This window comes from Thioalkalivibrio sp. ALE12, assembly GCF_000381105.1.
GTDB lineage: Bacteria > Pseudomonadota > Gammaproteobacteria > Ectothiorhodospirales > Ectothiorhodospiraceae > Thioalkalivibrio.
The window spans coordinates 338,348-355,336 of sequence record NZ_KB905905.1 but is presented as its reverse complement, the minus strand read 5'-3'; the positions used below and the strand labels follow the sequence as shown (position 1 = coordinate 355,336).

Below are 16,989 nucleotides of genomic sequence, written 5' to 3'. Positions count from 1 at the left end.
CGCCGGTGCAAATCGGCGGGGCTTTTTCGTGTCTGGGGGTGTAGTCTGGGAAGCTGAGTCGGAAACGGCCGGAGGGGCCGCGCATGTATGTGAGACGGGATACGGAAGGCAGGATCGACCAGGTGAGCCGCGAGGCGAATGCCGATTGCACGGAGTTCGTGGCAGCGGATGCGCCGGAGATGTTGGCGTTTCTCGGCGGGGATGGTGGGGAGGCAGCGCCGGCGGCGTTGCAGGCCTCCGACCTGGAGCTGATTCGCGTGCTGGAGGACCTGGTCGAGGTGCTCACGGACAAAGGCGTGATCCGGTTTACGGATTTGCCGGAGGCCGCACAGAAGAAGCTGCTGGGGCGCAAGGATCTTCGCGCCTCGGCGCAACGTCTGACCCTGGTGGAAGACGATGAGGGCCTGCTTTAGGCCTGTCGGCAAGTAGACGAGGCGCGATAGGGTCGAGTGTGTCTGTGGTCGCTCAATCGGGTGATACGCAACAACTGGATTGAGACGGGACGCGAGAGCGTTCGTATGGGCCGGTCTGCAGGATCGGCGTAGGAGGGGGACAATGGCTGTGAATGCTGTGGTGGCCACCGTACAGGCGTTGACCGGGACGGTGATTGCGCGGGATGCCGAGGGCAACTCGAGAGTGCTTGCCGTGGGCGATCCGGTGTATGCGGGCGAGGAAGTGATCCCGCTGCGCGGCGCGTCGGTGGAACTGGAAGGGATGGACGGTGTCGCCGTTTCGCTTGGCGAGGGCCAGCAGGCCCTGATGGGCGAGGCCCTGGCGGAGAGCGGGCGGGCCGATAATCCGGAGATCCCGACGGCGGAAGAAGTGATTGCCGCCCTCGACCGCGGTGAGTCGCTGGATGAGCTGATCGCACCTCCCGCAGCGGGCCTGGAGGGCGGTGAGAGCGAAGGGGGCGGGTTTGTCCGCGTCGCGCGCATTAGCGAGCCTATGGAGCCGATTAACTACACCTTCCCGGTGAACGCCTTCGATCGGCCGGACGCCTTGGGCGAGACCGTAGCGGTTCCCGGGGGAGAAGGGATCGAGACGGGCATTCCGCCCGGTACGTCACCGACCGATCCATCGGTAGACCAGCCTCCGGTCGAACCGCCGCCTGTCGATCCACTGCCCGTGGATCCCCCCCCTGTCGCGTACCCGACCCTTGCAGTATCGGTGTCGGTGACAGCGGGATACGGCTACGAAGATGCGAATGACGCCGCGGCGGGTGACGTGGTTTTCGATGTGTCTCACGTCCTGAATCTGGACGGGTTGGACCCATCACTGGCCGGGGCGATCGCCTACAGCATCGTGGGTGGGGATACAGCCTACCTGGTGCTGGCCCAGGACGGCTCGGGCAACTGGGTGGTGGTCCTGACCGAGGCCGGGGCCGCAGCGATTCGCGCCGGCCTGGTGGATGGCAATCAGCTGAATGTAACGATCGAGGGCACGGTGGTCCTGTCCGGGATGGACGATCTCGTGGATACCGGTAGTGGCGTGGCTCCCGTGCCCGAGCCGAGTGGCGAAGAGCCGCCGGATCTGGTGCCGGATCTGATGGCTTCTGCCCACACGGTTGGCGGCAGTGATGTTCAGGGGACGATGGCGAATGCGAACAACCTGAAGGAGACCGGTTCGAAGAGTGCAGCCGTCTCGCATCAGGATGGCTTTTTCGCGATCGACCACCAAGGGGCTTCGGATGACCCCAACGCGATCGAGTTCGGCGAGGCCCTGCTCTTTACGCTGGTCAGCCCGACCGATACGGCCGTGTTCCAGGTCCAGGGCGCCATTAACGGCGGTTCCTATCACCTGTACGACGCCGAGGGTGTGCGGATCGGTGATGCCCGCGATCTGGCCAGCGATGTGGATGAGAATGGCTTCCTGGAGCTTGGTGGCGAGACGTTCGCCTTCATTGCATTCCAGGGCGGGAGTACGGGTCCTGGAGCCAGTGGGGACGAAAGCGCGTTCGCGGTGAAGCCAGTCGACCTTTCGGTGCAGGTGGGTCAGGGCGAGGATGCGGAGTTCTATCCCGCGGGTGGCGAAGAGGCCTTTTCCTTCGGTGCGAATTTCCTGACGGTCGATTCGGATCAGGACATCTTTGTCGTGTCGCAGGGTGGTGAAGGCAGCATGGAGGATCCGGCGCGCTTCGTGATCCAGGGCTTCAGCCTGGAGAGCAACGACCCCGGTGCCCAGATCACGCTCGGCGAGCTCCTGTCCAGCGCGAGCCAGGAGACGATCGACCAGTACCTGATGGCGGAAGCGCAGGGCGAGGATACCGTGCTGCACATCAGCTCGGGCGGCATGCTGGGGAGTGACGCGGGCGGTGCCGATTACGCCATCACGCTGGAAGGGATCAGCATGGATGGCTTCGACTCGTCGTACGATTTTATCCAGACCCTGATCGATAACGGGCACCTCTCTATCGATCAGTAGCGGTCTCTGCCATCGGGATCAAGGGCCCGGCGCCGCGGTGCGGCCCGGGCCTTTTTCTGTGCCGGAAGGGAATCCCTGAGAAAGGCGGGTTCGTGCGGGGCGAGTACCGGGCCGTCGCTGGCCCGGTCAGGGCGGCCAGCTGGCTCCGTGCACGAGTGAAGATGCGGAAGCCAGCGATCCGGCGCGATTGAATCGGCGTCTCCCTAACGCGTCGGTTCCCGGACGGCGCTCCCCGTGACGGCATCAATGCCGGCGTCCATCAGCAGTTCGATGTCGTCGCTGCTGTCACAGCCTTCGGCGATCACAAGGATCCCGATGGAGTGGGCCAGGGTGCAAAGCCCGCGTATCAGGGCCTGGGTCTCGCTGGAGCGATGCACGCCGTGGACCAGGGAAGCCTGCAGTTTGACATAATGGAGGCCAAAGGTGGTCAGGTCGTGCGCCTGAAAGGCTTCCGGTCCTGCGTGCTCGAGCCCCACGGTGAACCCCGTCAGGCGCGCGATGCGGCAGAGATCGCGAAGTTCCGCAGGGTGTGCGAGTGCACCACGAGCCGGGAACTCGACCCACAGGCGCCCCGCCGCTTGGGGTTCGAGTTGCAACCGGGACTCGAGGGCCTGACGGAAGTGGGTGTCACGCAGGCTGTTGACCGAGAGGTTGATGGCCAGGCGTTCGTCGGGCGATTGCAGCTGAGACAGGGCCGCTTCCAGGACGGCGTCGTCGAGCCGGCGGATCAGATCGAGGCGCACGGCCCAGGGCATGAAATAGCCCGCGGGTCGCCGTTCGCCGTCGAGTAACAGGCGCATCGGCGCTTCGTGATGCATCAGCTGTTGGTCGGCATCGATCACCGGAAACCGGCCCAGCTCGACCCCGTGTTGGTCTAGCGCGTCGGTGATGGCCGCCCGCCATTGATGCTGGTCCGAATAGGGAAGGGCGGCATGGGGCTCGTGGGCGACTGCATCGCCGGGCTCCAGTTCCGCCCGTGCCAACGCGAGATCCGCTCGCGCAAGAACCTCCCCGGTGGTGTCTTCAGGGTGGTAGAGGGTCGCGGCAACATGAAGCGTCAGGGCGTCGGGTGCGTCGTCGCCGAGCGCATCCCGAACGCCGCCCAGAAGGGACTGCGCGAAGCGGTGACTGTCCGCGATACTGTCACCAAAGACCGCGATGTCGGAGCCGTTGAGCCGTCCGGCGGCGCCATACTCGGTATGGGCGACGGCCTGTTCCACGACCTTCGCGATTCGCGCGAGCAGCGCATCGAGATTTTGGTGGCCGACGATCTGGTTGATCGTGGCCAGGTCGTGGATGCGGAGCACCACGAGGCTGCCGGAGGAACCCGCATGTCGGTTATCCAGCGTGGCCTGCAGGCGGGCGAGAAAGGGCTCCCGAGCCAGCAGGCCCGTCACGTCATCGTGCTGCAGTCGGGTCTTCAGGCGTTCCAGTCGTCTCGACTCTTCAACGAGCATGGCGCGGACATGCTCGGTCAATTGGTTCATGGCACGTACCAGGGCGCGGAATTCCCATGTGCGCGGTTCCGGGGTGGTAATGAAGCGGCGTGCACCGACCGCTTCGGCCTGGTCCACGACTTGCCGGAGGGGCTGGATGAGTCGTCCGAGCAGGAACGACCCCAGTAAACCGATGACCAGGAGCCCCACCGTGAAGATTGCCGTCAATCGAAGGGTGCCGGCCCAGAGTTCTTCGTATGCGTAATTGGTCTGGCTCTCGACGATCAGCGTGCCAAAGGACGACCAGCCGTCGGACACCTGTGCCACCCCGGGGCGGACATCGAAATCCAGGGTGTCGATGAACCACATCGGGACACCCCGCGGCGCTTCGGGATTGCGTCGTTCCAGCATGAGATCGCCCGTGGGATCCTCGAGCCGGATATGGCGGTAGTGGCCGGTATCGAACTGGGAGGCAATCTGCAGTTCGACGGTCGTGTCGTCTTTGGGCAGCTGGGAAAGCGACAGGGCAAGCGAGGCGGCGTTGTCGATGTTCTTGGTCAGGATCTGCTGGGCCAGGTAGTTGCGTGCCGACAACGTGCTGGCGACGATGCTCACCAGCAGCGCGAGCAGCATGATGATGGCCACTGCGATCCAGAGTTGTTTTCTCAACGTCATGCCTGCGCCCTCTTTATGGGGTCGGGTTGATGGGTTGTTCAAGATCGAGACCGTATTCCGCCAGCTGTTCCAGGACCCGGCGCCAGCGGGACAGCCGGGCCGTCGGGTCGGCCTGTGATTGTGATGCGCCGTCGGGCCAGAGGCCCCGACTGTTGAACGAGAAGATTGGCGTCAGATCGTCGCGCTCCCCGGCGCGCTCGATACGGGTGATCAGATTGTCGAGAACCAGGGGCTCATCGCGCGGAGTTTCGAAGTAGCCCAGGACCATATGGGCCTGGCTCAGGTTGCTGCCCGGGCCGCCGATACGGGCGCGCACGTAAAAGAGCCGCAGACGTTCATCCGGGATGCCCAGTTTGCGCAGGCTGACGTACTTGGCGATCGAGTAGTCCTCGCAGTCGGCGGCACCCTTGTCCATGGCCTCCAGCGGCGTCGCCCAGAAGTCCTCCTGGCCCCAGGTGACCTGATCGTCCTGATAACGCAATAGACGGTTGAAGAACTCGTTCACCCGTGCGATCTGGGTTTGCTCGTCTTCGTCTGCCAGCGATTCGAGCAACTCGCGCCATTCACGGACCCGCTCCGCGGTCTCCGGGCCGTACCGGATGGCGGCGACCTCCTCCAGTTGCGCGAAGTCTTCGAGCCCCGCGTCGGAAGTACCCAGGGTCCACGTGCCCAGCGCCAGCATCAGCACGACGCCGAGCAGCCGGGTCACTTGTGAGGGGGTGCGGGCACAAGACAGAAGCACGTGGGCGTGCCCTCCGGTGAAAGCGGATTACGCATCACACCCGATGATGGGCTACGCTGACGGCAAAAGCCAGATTCGTAAAGAGAAAATCATCTTTAATATCACTTCTTTTTCGTTTTCCGTTTAGCGAGCGTTAGCCGGCGAAGGAAGCGAGAGTTGTGCCACCTGGGGGTGGTCCCTAGTATTCAAAAGTTTTGATAACCAGAACTTTTCTGACCGGCAAGAAAAAAGCCCGGCAGAGGTCGTTCTGGGGGGTGTCCGTGCCAAATGAAAGGACAAGAGCGATGAAGCGATTCGGGACTGTGATCAGCAAGGGGGCTCTCGTCGGCCTGACGGCGGCCGTGGCGATGGCGGTGGGGGTGTCTGCGCATGCAGCGCCGCCAGAGGAACTCCGGGACGCCGCCATGGAGGCGGTACTGTCCAATCCGGAGGTCCAGTCGCAGTGGCACGCATTTCGTGCGGCCGGCGAAGAGCAGACTGGTGCGCGCGGCCGATTCATGCCGGAGATCGATCTCAACGCGCGCGCGGGTTACCAGCGGCAGCGTTACAGTGACGACGGTTTCGACACCTTCTCGCGTAACCCGCGCGGCGTGGATATTACGTTGACGCAGATGTTGTATGACGGGTTCGAGACTGCCAGCGAGGTGAATCGTCTTGGCGAGATCCAGCGTGTCCGGTTCTTCGAGCTGCGGGAGGCGACCGAGCATATTGCGCTGGAGGCTGTTCGGGCGTTTGCCGACGTCCAGCGTCAGCGGCTGCTGGTGGATCTGGCGCAGGAAAACTACGACGCCCACAAAGACGTCTACGATCAGATCGTCGATCAAACCGAGCGCGGGGTTGGCCGGGGCGTGGATCTGGAACAGGCGGCCGGCCGCCTCGCGCTTGCGGAATCCAATCTTCTGACCGAGCGACAGAACCTGCATGATGTCAATGCTCGCTACTATCGCGTGGTCGGGCAGATGCCAGCCGATGGCCGGGCGGATCTCGTCGGGACGTTCTCCGAAGAGCCCATCCCGGGTACGGTGCAGGAGGCACTGACCGAGGCGGTCACCATGAACCCGGCCATGTTTGCGTCCCTGAGGAACATGGAGGCGGCGCAGGAGCAACGCAACGTCGCCCGTGCGGCCTTCCACCCCCGGGTCGACCTGCAATTGCGTCACGCCTACGAGAACGATCTTCTGGAGCGGCAGGACATCCGGGTCCACGACACCTCGGCAATGGTGATGATGACGTTCAACCTCTTCCGGGGTGGAGCGGATCAGGCGCGTGTACGCCAGTTCACGGAGGAGTTCAATCAGGCGCGTGACCAACAGGAAGTGGTCTGCCGTAACGTCCGTCAGACCGTATCGGTGGCGTACAACGACGTCCGTTCCCTGGAAAGCCAGCTGCGTTTCCTCCGTCAGCATCGCGATTCCTCGGACCGTGTGCGGACCGCATACCGACAGCAGTTCGGTATCGGCCAGCGCAGCCTGCTGGACCTACTCGACACCGAGAACGAGTACTTCGAGGCGAGCCGCGCCTATATCAACGCGCAGCACGACATGGAAATCGCGAAGGCACGGGCGCTGAACGGCCTTGGCCGGTTGCTTGAGTATCTGGAGATTTCGCGTGGGGATATGCCGACGGCTGCCGATCTGGGGCTGGTCGACGAGCGTGCACGCATCGAGCCGGACTCGGTGTGCCCGCCGGAAGCACCGCAGATGATGGAAACCCGGCACGAGAGCATCTTTCGCTGATTGACCGCCGGGCATGTCCGGCACACAAAAAAGGGCCAGCCTGAGGGCTGGCCCTTTTTCGGTTGGAGGGCATGCCGATCGGTACGCCTGCCGGGTCTTCTGGCTCAGCGCTGCTCGATGGCGACGTATTCGCGGGAGGGGTAGCCGGTGTAGAGCTGGCGTGGACGGCCGATGCGGGATTCGGGGTCCATCATCATCTCGTTCCAGTGCGAGATCCAGCCGACGGTGCGGGCCAGCGCAAAGATCACGGTGAACATGTTCAGCGGGATGCCCATCGCGCGCAGGATGATGCCGGAGTAGAAGTCGACATTCGGGTAGAGCTTGCGCTCGATGAAGTAGTCGTCCTCCATCGCGATGCGTTCGAGCTCCATCGCTACGTCGAACAGCGGCTGGTTGTCGGCGCCCATGTCGCCCATCTCTTCCAGTAGCTCGTGGCACATCTTGCGGATGATCTTGGCGCGCGGGTCGTAGTTCTTGTAGACCCGGTGACCGAAGCCCATCAGGCGGAAGGGGTCGTTCTTGTCCTTGGCCCGGGCGACGAAGTCCTCGACGCTCTTGTCGGAGTTCACGATCTCCTCGAGCATGCGGATGACCTTCTCGTTCGCGCCGCCGTGGAGCGGGCCCCACAGCGAGGCGATGCCGGCGGAGATGGCCGCGAACGGGTTGGCCTCCGAGGAGCCGGACAGGCGCACGGTGGAGGTCGAGGCGTTCTGCTCGTGGTCGGCATGCAGGATCAGGATCAGGTCCAGCGCGCGCACGAACACCGGGTTCGGCTGGTAGGGCTCGCTGGGGACCCCGAACATCATCGACAGGAAGTTGGCCGTGTAGGACAGGTTGTTATCCGGGTACATGAACGGCTGGCCGTGGGCGTATTTGTACGACCAGGCGGCGATGGTCGGCATCTTGGAGATCAGCCGGTGCGCGGCGATGCGGCGGTGCTCCGGGTTATGCACGTCGACGTTGTCGTGATAGAAGGCCGACAGGGCGCCGACTACGCCGACCATGATCGCCATCGGGTGCGCATCGTGGCGGAAGCCGTCGAAGAAGCGGCGCACCGCCTCGTGCAGCATCGAGTGTTCCTTGATGATGCGCGAGAAGTCGTGGAGATCGTCGGAGGAGGGCAGTTCGCCGTTCAGCAGCAGGTAGCAGACCTCGAGATAGGTGCTCTCGGAGGCGAGTTGCTCGATGGGGTAGCCGCGATAGAGCAGGGTGCCTTCGTCGCCGTCGATGAAGGTGACGTCCGAACGACAGCTGGCCGTGGACATGAAGCCCGGGTCGTAGGTGAAGTAGCCAAGCTCCTTGTACAGGGCGCGGATATCCAGGCAGTTGGGGCCGTGCGAGCCCTCCTGGATCGGCAGCTCGATGCTCTTGCCCGTGGTGTTGTCGGTCAGCGTGACGGTTTTGCTCATGAAACGGCCTCGTAGAATTGGGGTCGCCCGGATGCGAAGGCCTCAATGGTAAACCAAAGGCGGGCCTGCGGCAGCGGGTTTCGGGCGGGGCGGAGCGAGACGGGCCGCCGGTTCTGGATACCCGCCGCTCGGCACCTGCGCGACTTCGGGGCGCAGGCGGGCCGCAACGCGCGTAACCATGAGTCAGTGCTTCCCTGGCGGCGATCAGTGGGCCGACGGGCCGCGGCGCTGGCGCTTGTCGGCGTACATGGCGGCGTCGGCGTTGCTCTGGGCGGCGGCCAGCGAGCCGCTGACGGTGCGGCAGGCGTAGCCAATGGAGGCCTCGACACCTGCCGCCAGGAGCGCCGCGCGCAGCCGGTCGGCGATCTCGGGCAGGTAGTCCGCCGGGGTCTCCGGCAGGAGCACGCCGAACTCGTCGCCGCCCAGGCGCGCGACCACATCGTTCTCGCGGCTGGCACTCCGCAGCGCCTGGCCCGCCGCCTGGATCATCCGGTCACCGGCGTCGTGGCCCTCATGGTCGTTGACCGCCTTCAGGTGGTCGAGATCCAGGGCGATGATGCCCGCCGGAAGGCTGTGATCCTCGCAGCGCTGTTCCTCGGCATCGAGCGCGATCTGCCAGCCGCGGCGGTTGCGGGTACCGGTCAGGCTGTCGTTGTAGGCCTCCAGGATCAGCGCTTCGCGTTCGCGTTCGAGTTCGTCGATGTGGCGGCGTTGTCGCAGCAGTGCCTCGATCACCTGAACCGCGGACTCGATCTCTCCCGCGCGCGATTCGATCGCCTGGGAGACGGGCTCGGGATGCATTGCACACAGCACGCCGTACATGCCGTACTCGCGGTCGTGTACCGGAAAGCCGATGTAGCTGCCAATGGCGGGTGGATCCGTCTGCGCGGCAAGTGCATCCTGGTAGGCGGGCACCTGTGTCACTTCCGGAGCGATTCGCGGGCCGCGCTCGGCCAGCATGCGGATGCAGAAGGAGTTGCCCCAGTCAAAGGCGGTGCCCGGTTCAATCCCGTAGCCGTGGTCGTCGGCGCGCACCACGATCTGCTCGTTGTCCTCGATGCGGGTCAGCATCCAGACATCCAGCGGCGCGAGGCGGTGGAGCAGCTTCAGGGTGTGATCGACCCCGAGATTGAACGGCGTGTGCGAAGGGTCGGCTGGGTCGAAGGTCCGGGCCATGGTGTGTCCTGTCGAGCGAGCGCTGGGGCGGGACGGGTGGTTCAGGGAGACGTGGGTTGTGGCGCGTTGCGTTTCCCGCGTGCGGCGTTTTGCAGGGCGCTTGCGAGGGTGCCGGTGCCCGGTTCGCGTGCTGCGTACCCGACACTGGCCGGGATGCCCTGATCCGCCAGATATTGTTGCAGTGATCGGGCGCGTTCCGCGAGCGACGGGTTCTTCATCTCGCTCGCGAGCAGGGCGAAGCGGCCGCCACCCAGGCGTCCGATCCGGTCGGTGGGGTGTGCCCGCTCCTGCAGGGCGAGGATCGCCCGCACCAGTTCGGTGTCGTCGTGGCCTTCGGCCCCGTCGGAGGACAAGCCCTCCGGAAAGAAATCCAGCGCGATGATCCCGGCGGGTTGCCCGAGCCGCTGGCATCGGGTCTCTTCGGCCTCCAGCGCGAGCTCCCAGCCGTGCCGATTGAGGACCCCGGTCAGCGGGTCGCTGTGCACGGACAGGGCCGTGTGCTGGCGCAGGCGGTCCAGGACCTCGGCGCGCTGGCTCAGGCGCAGCACGTGGCTCAGGGATTCGGCCAGGGCGCGGATGACCGGTTCGTGGCGTTCGATGGCGGGATCCACGGGCTCGGGGTGCAGACCGCACAGGGTGCCGAACAGCTGGCCTTCGGCGTCGTGCAGGGGGAATCCCACGTAGCAGCCGATGGCCGCGATGTCATTGATGGGGGCACTGGCGTAGGCGGGCACGCTGCGCGCATCGGCGGCCACGTTCGGCCCCTCGCCGGCGTGCATGTGGACACAGTAGGAGTGCTGCCAGCTGAACGCGGCACCCGGACGGAAGCGTGGGGCCCGCCCGCGTGTGTGCAGGACGATCCAGTCGTCGGCCTCGACTCGCGTCAGCATCCAGATGTCCAGTGGGACCAGGGCCTGCAGCGCGTTCAGGGTGGCATCGACGGCACCGGAGAACTCGTCGGCCAGCGGGGTGGCCAGCGTCGTGTCGGACATGGTAGCGGTCGCGTGCGGTGGGTTCGGGGCTGGCATCCTACAGACGCGGCAGATCGGGATGCGACACCTGGCCGCCGTGTACATGCTGGCGCCCGAACTCGGCACAGCGTGCCAGGGTGGGGACGGCCTTGCCGGGATTGAGCAGGCCCAGCGGGTCGAACGCACGGCGCAGGTGGTGAAACTGTTCCAGCTCCGGGGCGGCGAACTGCACGCACATCCCGTCCAGCTTTTCCACACCGACGCCGTGTTCCCCGGTGACGGTGCCGCCGACCTCCACGCACAGCTCGAGGATCTGCTGACCGAAGGTCTCCGCGGTCTCCAGTTGTCCGGGCTGATTGGCGTCGTACAGGATCAGCGGGTGCAGGTTGCCGTCGCCGGCGTGGAACACGTTGCACACCCCCAGGCCGTGCTCTTGTGACAGCCGGTTGATGCGTTCCAGAACGATGCCAAGCTGGTGGCGCGGGATGGTGCCGTCCATGCAGTAGTAGTCCGGCGAGATGCGGCCGGCGGCGGGGAACGCCGCCTTGCGCCCGGCCCAGAAGCGGGCGCGCTCGGCATCGTCGCGGGCGGTGCGCACTTCGGTGGCGCCCAGGTCCAGCAGCTTCTTGCGCACGACCATGATGTCCTCCGAGACCTCGGCATTGGTCCCGTCGAGCTCGCACAGGAGGATGGCCGCCGCGTCGGTCGGATAGTCGGCGTGGACGAAGTCCTCCGCGGCGCGGATGGCGGCGTTGTCCATCATCTCGAGCCCGGCCGGGATCAGGCCGGCGGCGATGATCCCGGCCACGGCGCGCCCGGCCGATTCCACGTCGGCAAAGCTGGCGAGCAGAACCTGGGTGCGTTCCGGGCGTGGCAGCAGCCGGACGGTAACCTCGGTGACAATCCCCAGCATGCCCTCGGAACCGACCATGAAGGCGAGGAGGTCCAGGCCGGCGGTATCCAGGGTCTTGCCGCCCAGCCGGATGGTCTCGCCGTCGAGGGTGACGATCTCCAGCCCGATGACGTTGTGCACGGTCAGCCCGTACTTGAGGCAATGCACGCCCCCCGCGTTCTCGGCGACGTTGCCGCCGATGGAGCAGGCGATCTGCGAGGAGGGGTCGGGGGCGTAGTAGAGCCCTTGCGGCGCCGCGGCTTCGGAGATCGCCAGGTTGCGCACCCCCGGCTGCACCACTGCACAGCGATTGTCCGCGTCGATCTCGAGAATGCGGTTGAAGCGTGCCATGGACAGCAGCAGCCCGGTCTCGCTCGGCAGTGCGCCGCCGGACAGCCCCGTGCCGGCGCCGCGCGGGATGATCGGCACCCCGTGTTCGCGGCAGACCTGCAGGCAGGTCAGGAGTTCTTCCCGCGTGCGCGGGAGGGCGACCGCCCCTGGGATCTGGCGGTAGGCAGAGAGGCCGTCGCACTCGTAGGCGCGGCGTTCCGCGGTCTCGGTCACCAGGGCATCGGCGGGCAGCGCGGTCGCCAGGGTGTTGATGACCGTGGCCAGTGCCTGCGTGGCGGTCTCGGTCGGGTCGATGGACGGATGTGCGCTCATGGCTTCGATGGTAGGGGCCTGCTGGGTGCACGCGATGTGATCGCATAAACTGTAGGTCTTTTCCGCGAACTGCGCATGGGATGGGGATGGGGCGGGGTTCCGGTGTGGCCGCGGCCGCCGGGCTGTGCGGGGTGTGCGTCCCCGGGGGCGATGGCTTCGTGAGCGACCGGGTGGTGCCCGTGGACGCCACGGGGCCGCAACCGTAGACTTCCCCGTCGTTCCCGCAACCCCGTACTGGAAAGCCGTCATGCTTGATATCCGCAGCCTGCGTCAGGATCTGGACGCGACCGCCACCGCGCTCGAGCGTCGGGGGTACACCCTGGACCGCGAACGTTTCGAGGCCCTGGAAGCCCGGCGCAAGGCGTTGCAGGTGCGCACCCAGGAGCTGCAGGCCGAGCGCAATACCCGTTCCAAGGGCATTGGTCAGGCCAAGGCCCGGGGGGAGGACATCGAACCGCTGAAGGCCGAGGTCGGGCGTCTGGGCGACGAGCTCAAGCAGTGCGAGACCGACCTGCATGGGGTGCAGGAGGAACTCGACGCGCTGTTGATGTGGATCCCCAACCTGCCGCAGGCGGATGTGCCGGACGGTCTGGACGAGAAGTCCAACGTGGAAATCCGGCGCGAGGGTACGCCGGCGGATTTCGACTTCACGCCGCGGGATCACGTGGATCTGGGTCTGCCGGGCGGCTGGCTGGATTTCGAGGCGGCCGTTCGTGTTGCCGGGTCGCGGTTTGTGGTCATGCGCGGGGAGATGGCCCGGCTGCACCGGGCGCTGACCCAGTTCATGCTGGACCTGCACACCGGCTCGCACGGCTACCAGGAGACCTATGTGCCCTACCTGGCGAATCCCGAGTCGCTGGAGGGCACCGGCCAGTTGCCGAAATTCGACGCGGATCTGTTCTCGGTGGACTGTGATCAGCGCTACCGCCTGATCCCCACGGCCGAGGTCACGCTGACCAACCTGGTGCGGGACCAGATCCTGGAGGCCGACGAGCTGCCGTTGCGGATGGTGGCCCATACCCCGTGCTTCCGCTCCGAGGCGGGCAGCTACGGCCGTGACGTGCGCGGCCTGATCCGGCAGCACCAGTTCGAGAAGGTGGAGCTGGTGCAGATCGTTCGGCCCGAAGACTCCGATGCGGCGCTCGAGAGCCTGCTGGGGCACGCCGAGGCCGTGCTGCAGGCACTGGAACTGCCCTATCGCGTCATGCTCTTGAGCACTGGTGACATGGGCTTCGCCGCGGCGCGCACCTATGACCTCGAGGTCTGGTTGCCGGCGCAGGATGCGTACCGCGAGATCTCGTCGTGCTCGAACTTCGAGGCCTTCCAGGCCCGGCGTATGCAGGCGCGCTTCCGGCCGAAGGCCGGCGAGCGTCCCGAGCTGGTTCACACCATCAATGGCTCGGGGGTCGCGGTGGGGCGCGCACTGGTCGCGTTGCTGGAGAATCATCAGCAGGCGGATGGCTCCATCCGGATCCCGGAAAAGCTGCGTCCGTATCTCGGGGGAACCTCGGTGCTGGAGCCGCCGTCCGAGTAGCAGGCCCTTTCGGAAAACCGCCCACGTGAAACGCCCGTCTTGCCGAATTTGCCATCCCGGCCTGCTGGCCGGTCTCGCGCTGATGATGTTGGCGTGGGCGCTTGTGGCGTCGCCCGTGTCGGCGGACGACGGGGCCGGGGCGGACGAAGGACTGGTCTTCGACGACACGCCGCGGCCGATCGGCCTGCATACGCCGGACTGGTTCGAACTGAGTTTCCTGGACCTGCGCGAGGACCTGGACGATGCGGTCGAGCAGGGCAAGATGGGGCTGGCGGTCTACTTCGGCATGGACGACTGTCCCTACTGCGAGGCGCTGTTCGACAAGAATTTCGCGCAGGACGACATCCGCGAGTATCTGTCGGCGCATTTCAATGTCGTCGCGATTGATGCCCTGGGGACGCGGGAAGTTACCGATCTCGATGGCGAGACCTGGATCGAGCGGCGCTACGCGGCCGAACAGCGGCTCAACTTCACCCCTTCGATTGCCTTCTACGACGAGGAGGGCGAGCGCATCCACCAGATGCGTGGCTACTACCCGCCGTATCGTTTTCGCGCGCTGCTGGAGTACGTGATTGACCGCCACGACCGGGAGGGGAGCTTCCGTGACTACCTGGACCGGGCCGACCCGCCGCCGAAATTTGACCTGGACGACATGAACCAGCGCGACTTTTTCGCGAACCCGCCGTATGCGCTGGATCGCAGCCGGATCCCTGCGGATCGGCCGCTGGTGGTGTTCTTCGAGCGCGAGGCTTGCCATGCCTGCGATATCCTGCATTCCGAGCCACTGCAACAGGATGAGGTGCTGGAACGCATCGCGCTGATGGATGCGGTGCAGCTGGATGCCGACGATGCCGATACCCCGGTGCTGACCCCCGGCGGGGAACGCACGAACCCGAAGGAGTGGGCAGCGGCGCTGGATATACACTGGGCGCCGACCCTGATCTTCTTCGACGAACAGGGTGAGGAGATCATCCGCATCGACTCCGTGGTGCACCTGAATCGACTGCGCAACGTGATGGACTACGTGCTGACGCGGGGCTACGAGGAATACGCGACCTTCGAACGCTGGCGGGCGCAGCAGCCGGCGCGTCCCTGACGACACTCCGAACCGAGGAAACTGCCCCTTGCATTTCGAACGTGATTTCGTGATCCGCAACCGCGAGGTGCTGGAAGGCATCGTGGCCCATTCCCACCGCGTTGCGCTGGGGATCTTCGTGCTGACCTTCGGGGGCTACGGTGTAGCGGTGTGGCTGTGGTTCCAGGACAACATGTGGGGTGCCCTGGTGGTGGCGACCGTCAGCTATCTGGTATTCCGCCAGTTCCGGATGCTGGCGCTGGGGGTGGCACGCATGCCGCTGCGGGGCGACCCGCAGGCGGTGGAGGCGCTGCGGGCGATCGACGTGGCGCTGGAACAGGATAAGCCGCACCCGGTGCTGGCCGAGGTCGAGGCGCATCTGCGCGCGCTGGAAGACGAGCCGCCCGCCGCCGCCGATCGGACCACGGATCGCGCCGCATCCGGGCAGGACGATGCCGACAAGGGGTCTGGCAAGGGCGACTAGGAGCTGTCGAGTTCGGGCGCCCGGCGGCGGCGCCTCAGAGTTCGACCGGCACGCCCAGCTTCTGCTCGATCACGCGCACCAGGGTCGCGTGCAGGTCTTCGCCGTTGCGGTCATCGATCCAGGCACCTTCCTCCTCGGAATAGCCGAAGTGGGCCGGACCCTCGGGGGAGGACAGCCAGATCTGTTCGGCGGCCTCCTGGCGGTTCAGGATGAGCTGGGCGCCGTCGTCGAATTCGATGGTCATCACGCCGTCGATCAGGTCGATATCCAGGTCGTCCAGCGCGCTCTGGTCGCTCAGGCGGGTCTGGATGTCGTCCAGGGCTTTCTCGGCGAATACGGCGAAGGAGGTCTGGCTCATGGGGCGCTCGGTCCGGTGGTGAAGGTTGGGGTCAGGCAGGGCGCGATTATAGGTCAGCCGCGCCAGGCGGCAATGGCCAACCCCGCCCAGCCGAGGATAAAGGCCGTCCCGCCCAGTGGCGCGATCGCCCCGAGGATGCGGGGTGCCCCGAGCGCGAGGGCGTACAGGCTGCCCGAGAACAGGAGGATGCCGATCACGAAGGCCACCGCGCTGGCGGCGGCCCAGCCGTTGGCCAGCTGCGCCCACAGGGCGGCGACCAGCAGCAGGGCCAGGGCATGGATGAAGTGGTACTGAACGCCGGTGTGCCAGGTCGTCAGGGCGTGTTCCGAAAGGCGTTCCTGGAGGGCGTGGGCGCCGAAGGCACCGAGCACGACCGCGATCCCGCCCAGCAGACTGGCGATGACGATCAGGGGGCGAATCAGGGGCTCGCCGGCGACCATCAGGCGTCGTCGCCCATCTCGCTATCGATGTCCTGTCCGGCGACCCAGCCGTGTTCCCGGGCGCGCTCGATCGCTTCCTGATGGATGCGTTCATGGCGTTCACGCAGTTCTGGCGGGAGATTGCTGATACGCAGGTCGTACTTGTCCCATTCGGCATTGACCTGGTCGTGCAGCATCTGGATGCGCGAGACATCCCAGCCGTCGCAGGTTTCGGTCTCCGGGAGGATGCCGAATACCCAGGCATCACGGATGAAATTGCCGATGGGGGTCATGCCGCCGTACATGTCGTTGTACAGGCCGACGTAGGTGCGGTTGGAACGGTTGGGTCCTTTCATGCCGCATAGTGTAGGGGCGACTAGGGCTCAGGCAAAGCGTTTTCGCCGGTGGGCGAGAAAAACGGAGATCAGGGTGCAAACCGGGAACGATTCACTGACGCGGGTGCGGATCCGCGGGCTCATGAAGCTGATGGTGCTGGGGGCCGCCTTGCTGCTGGTGGGGGTTATGCTGCGGTATGCATTTTCCGGATCGGTGGACACCCGTGGCGACACCCTTCGGGTGGACCTTGCGGAGATCGCGCCGGGCGAGGCGGGACGCTTTGTCCACGGGAACCGGCATGTCCTGGTGGTCCACCGGGATGCGGCCTGGCAGGGCGCGCTGGCGAGCGACGAGGAACTGGTCGATCCCGCTGCGCGCCGCGGTCAGCAGCCGGACGGGCTGGACCTGCCGCTGCGCAGCTTTCGCCCCGAATGGCTGGTGGTGATCGGTGAGGGGACGGACCTGGGCTGCGAGCTGGACCTGGTGCACCCGGACGAAGCCGATGGCTGGAGTGGCGGGTTCGTCGATCGTTGCCGGGGCGGACGCTATGACGGGGCGGGGCGGGTCTACGCGGATCAGAACGCCCGCCGTAACCTGCCCATCCCGGACTACCGGTTCGCGGGGGAGGACCGGCTGATCCTGGGCAGCCCCTGAAACGGGCG

The 16,989-nt window shown here is 65.7% G+C and carries 16 protein-coding genes; 7 read left to right on the top strand and 9 right to left on the bottom strand.

Translation table 11 applies throughout. The annotated features are described in order from the left end of the window. Positions 1-83 precede the first annotated feature (83 nt). Positions 84-413 carry a hypothetical protein gene (locus F614_RS0101685; RefSeq protein ID WP_018877497.1) on the top strand — a complete coding sequence of 110 codons (330 nt, stop codon included), beginning with the start codon at positions 84-86 and terminating at the stop codon, positions 411-413. 142 nt (positions 414-555) lie between these two features. Next, positions 556-2,421: a retention module-containing protein gene (locus tag F614_RS0101680; RefSeq protein ID WP_019558112.1), complete on the top strand. Its 1,866-nt coding sequence runs from the start codon at positions 556-558 to the stop codon at positions 2,419-2,421. Positions 2,422-2,624: 203 nt separating this feature from the next. On the opposite strand, the gene F614_RS0101675 is transcribed toward F614_RS0101680, so the two are convergent. Together F614_RS0101675 and F614_RS0101670 are read right to left on the bottom strand one after the other, a co-directional pair. Then, positions 2,625-4,532 (bottom strand): LapD/MoxY N-terminal periplasmic domain-containing protein, encoded by a 1,908-nt coding sequence (locus F614_RS0101675; RefSeq protein WP_026279256.1) that lies wholly within the window; start codon positions 4,530-4,532, stop codon positions 2,625-2,627. Positions 4,533-4,545: 13 nt separating this feature from the next. Then, positions 4,546-5,220, bottom strand: a complete 675-nt coding sequence (locus F614_RS0101670) for a transglutaminase-like cysteine peptidase (RefSeq protein WP_038032697.1) — start codon at positions 5,218-5,220, stop codon at positions 4,546-4,548. Positions 5,221-5,621: 401 nt separating this feature from the next. Here F614_RS0101670 and F614_RS0101665 point away from each other — a divergent pair, with 401 nt between their 5' ends. Next, positions 5,622-7,010: a TolC family outer membrane protein gene (locus tag F614_RS0101665; protein WP_026329777.1), complete on the top strand. Its 1,389-nt coding sequence runs from the start codon at positions 5,622-5,624 to the stop codon at positions 7,008-7,010. 104 nt (positions 7,011-7,114) lie between these two features. Here F614_RS0101665 and F614_RS0101660 read toward each other — a convergent pair whose 3' ends face one another. The 4 genes from F614_RS0101660 to F614_RS0101645 form a co-directional block, all read right to left on the bottom strand. After that, a complete protein-coding gene (locus F614_RS0101660) occupies positions 7,115-8,419 on the bottom strand; it encodes a citrate synthase (RefSeq protein ID WP_018867031.1) in 1,305 nt (434 codons plus the stop codon). A gap of 204 nt (positions 8,420-8,623) precedes the next feature. Next, positions 8,624-9,595 carry a sensor domain-containing diguanylate cyclase gene (locus F614_RS0101655; protein WP_019558110.1) on the bottom strand — a complete coding sequence of 324 codons (972 nt, stop codon included), beginning with the start codon at positions 9,593-9,595 and terminating at the stop codon, positions 8,624-8,626. A 41-nt stretch (positions 9,596-9,636) separates the two neighbouring features. Next, on the bottom strand, positions 9,637-10,587 hold the full coding sequence (locus F614_RS0101650) for a diguanylate cyclase domain-containing protein (protein ID WP_019558109.1): 951 nt from the start codon (positions 10,585-10,587) through the stop codon (positions 9,637-9,639). Between the two features lie 37 nt (positions 10,588-10,624). Beyond that, on the bottom strand, positions 10,625-12,121 hold the full coding sequence (locus tag F614_RS0101645; RefSeq protein WP_018882012.1) for an FAD-linked oxidase C-terminal domain-containing protein: 1,497 nt from the start codon (positions 12,119-12,121) through the stop codon (positions 10,625-10,627). A gap of 247 nt (positions 12,122-12,368) precedes the next feature. Between F614_RS0101645 and serS the strand changes: the two genes are divergently transcribed. The 3 genes from serS (at position 12,369) to F614_RS0101630 (ending at position 15,214) form a co-directional block, all read left to right on the top strand. Then, complete coding sequence (serS, locus tag F614_RS0101640; protein WP_019558108.1) at positions 12,369-13,655, top strand: serine--tRNA ligase; 1,287 nt, start codon at positions 12,369-12,371, stop codon at positions 13,653-13,655. 82 nt (positions 13,656-13,737) lie between these two features. Continuing rightward, complete coding sequence (locus F614_RS0101635; protein ID WP_026280681.1) at positions 13,738-14,751, top strand: thioredoxin fold domain-containing protein; 1,014 nt, start codon at positions 13,738-13,740, stop codon at positions 14,749-14,751. A 28-nt stretch (positions 14,752-14,779) separates the two neighbouring features. Next, the gene (locus tag F614_RS0101630; protein ID WP_019558107.1) at positions 14,780-15,214 is read left to right on the top strand and encodes a hypothetical protein; all 435 of its coding nucleotides are present in this window, start codon (positions 14,780-14,782) and stop codon (positions 15,212-15,214) included. Between the two features lie 34 nt (positions 15,215-15,248). Here F614_RS0101630 and cyaY read toward each other — a convergent pair whose 3' ends face one another. Genes cyaY through F614_RS0101615 form a run of 3 tightly spaced genes read right to left on the bottom strand, consistent with a single transcriptional unit; the run spans position 15,249 to position 16,347 of the window. Beyond that, positions 15,249-15,572, bottom strand: a complete 324-nt coding sequence (cyaY, locus tag F614_RS0101625) for an iron donor protein CyaY (protein ID WP_018867024.1) — start codon at positions 15,570-15,572, stop codon at positions 15,249-15,251. A gap of 53 nt (positions 15,573-15,625) precedes the next feature. Then, positions 15,626-16,012, bottom strand: a complete 387-nt coding sequence (locus F614_RS0101620) for a DUF423 domain-containing protein (RefSeq protein WP_018867023.1) — start codon at positions 16,010-16,012, stop codon at positions 15,626-15,628. After that, the gene (locus F614_RS0101615) at positions 16,012-16,347 is read right to left on the bottom strand and encodes a hypothetical protein (RefSeq protein WP_018875615.1); all 336 of its coding nucleotides are present in this window, start codon (positions 16,345-16,347) and stop codon (positions 16,012-16,014) included. Before F614_RS0101615 ends, F614_RS0101620 begins: the two co-directional genes overlap by 1 nt. 73 nt (positions 16,348-16,420) lie before the next feature. On the opposite strand from F614_RS0101615, the gene F614_RS0101610 reads away from it, so the two are divergent. After that, the gene (locus F614_RS0101610) at positions 16,421-16,981 is read left to right on the top strand and encodes a hypothetical protein (RefSeq protein ID WP_018875614.1); all 561 of its coding nucleotides are present in this window, start codon (positions 16,421-16,423) and stop codon (positions 16,979-16,981) included. The last annotated feature ends 8 nt before the right edge of the window (positions 16,982-16,989 follow it).

What these genes read in the sequence shown, in the direction of transcription:
- F614_RS0101685 (WP_018877497.1), top strand. Translation starts at nt 84, where the DNA reads ATGTATGTGAGACGGGATACGGAAGGCAGGATCGACCAGGTGAGCCGC.
- F614_RS0101680 (WP_019558112.1), top strand. Translation starts at nt 556, where the DNA reads ATGGCTGTGAATGCTGTGGTGGCCACCGTACAGGCGTTGACCGGGACG.
- F614_RS0101675 (WP_026279256.1), bottom strand. Translation starts at nt 4,532, where the DNA reads ATGACGTTGAGAAAACAACTCTGGATCGCAGTGGCCATCATCATGCTG.
- F614_RS0101665 (WP_026329777.1), top strand. Translation starts at nt 5,622, where the DNA reads ATGGCGGTGGGGGTGTCTGCGCATGCAGCGCCGCCAGAGGAACTCCGG.
- F614_RS0101660 (WP_018867031.1), bottom strand. Translation starts at nt 8,419, where the DNA reads ATGAGCAAAACCGTCACGCTGACCGACAACACCACGGGCAAGAGCATC.
- F614_RS0101655 (WP_019558110.1), bottom strand. Translation starts at nt 9,595, where the DNA reads ATGGCCCGGACCTTCGACCCAGCCGACCCTTCGCACACGCCGTTCAAT.
- F614_RS0101650 (WP_019558109.1), bottom strand. Translation starts at nt 10,587, where the DNA reads ATGTCCGACACGACGCTGGCCACCCCGCTGGCCGACGAGTTCTCCGGT.
- F614_RS0101645 (WP_018882012.1), bottom strand. Translation starts at nt 12,121, where the DNA reads ATGAGCGCACATCCGTCCATCGACCCGACCGAGACCGCCACGCAGGCA.
- serS (WP_019558108.1), top strand. Translation starts at nt 12,369, where the DNA reads ATGCTTGATATCCGCAGCCTGCGTCAGGATCTGGACGCGACCGCCACC.
- F614_RS0101635 (WP_026280681.1), top strand. Translation starts at nt 13,738, where the DNA reads ATGATGTTGGCGTGGGCGCTTGTGGCGTCGCCCGTGTCGGCGGACGAC.
- cyaY (WP_018867024.1), bottom strand. Translation starts at nt 15,572, where the DNA reads ATGAGCCAGACCTCCTTCGCCGTATTCGCCGAGAAAGCCCTGGACGAC.
- F614_RS0101620 (WP_018867023.1), bottom strand. Translation starts at nt 16,012, where the DNA reads ATGGTCGCCGGCGAGCCCCTGATTCGCCCCCTGATCGTCATCGCCAGT.
- F614_RS0101615 (WP_018875615.1), bottom strand. Translation starts at nt 16,347, where the DNA reads ATGAAAGGACCCAACCGTTCCAACCGCACCTACGTCGGCCTGTACAAC.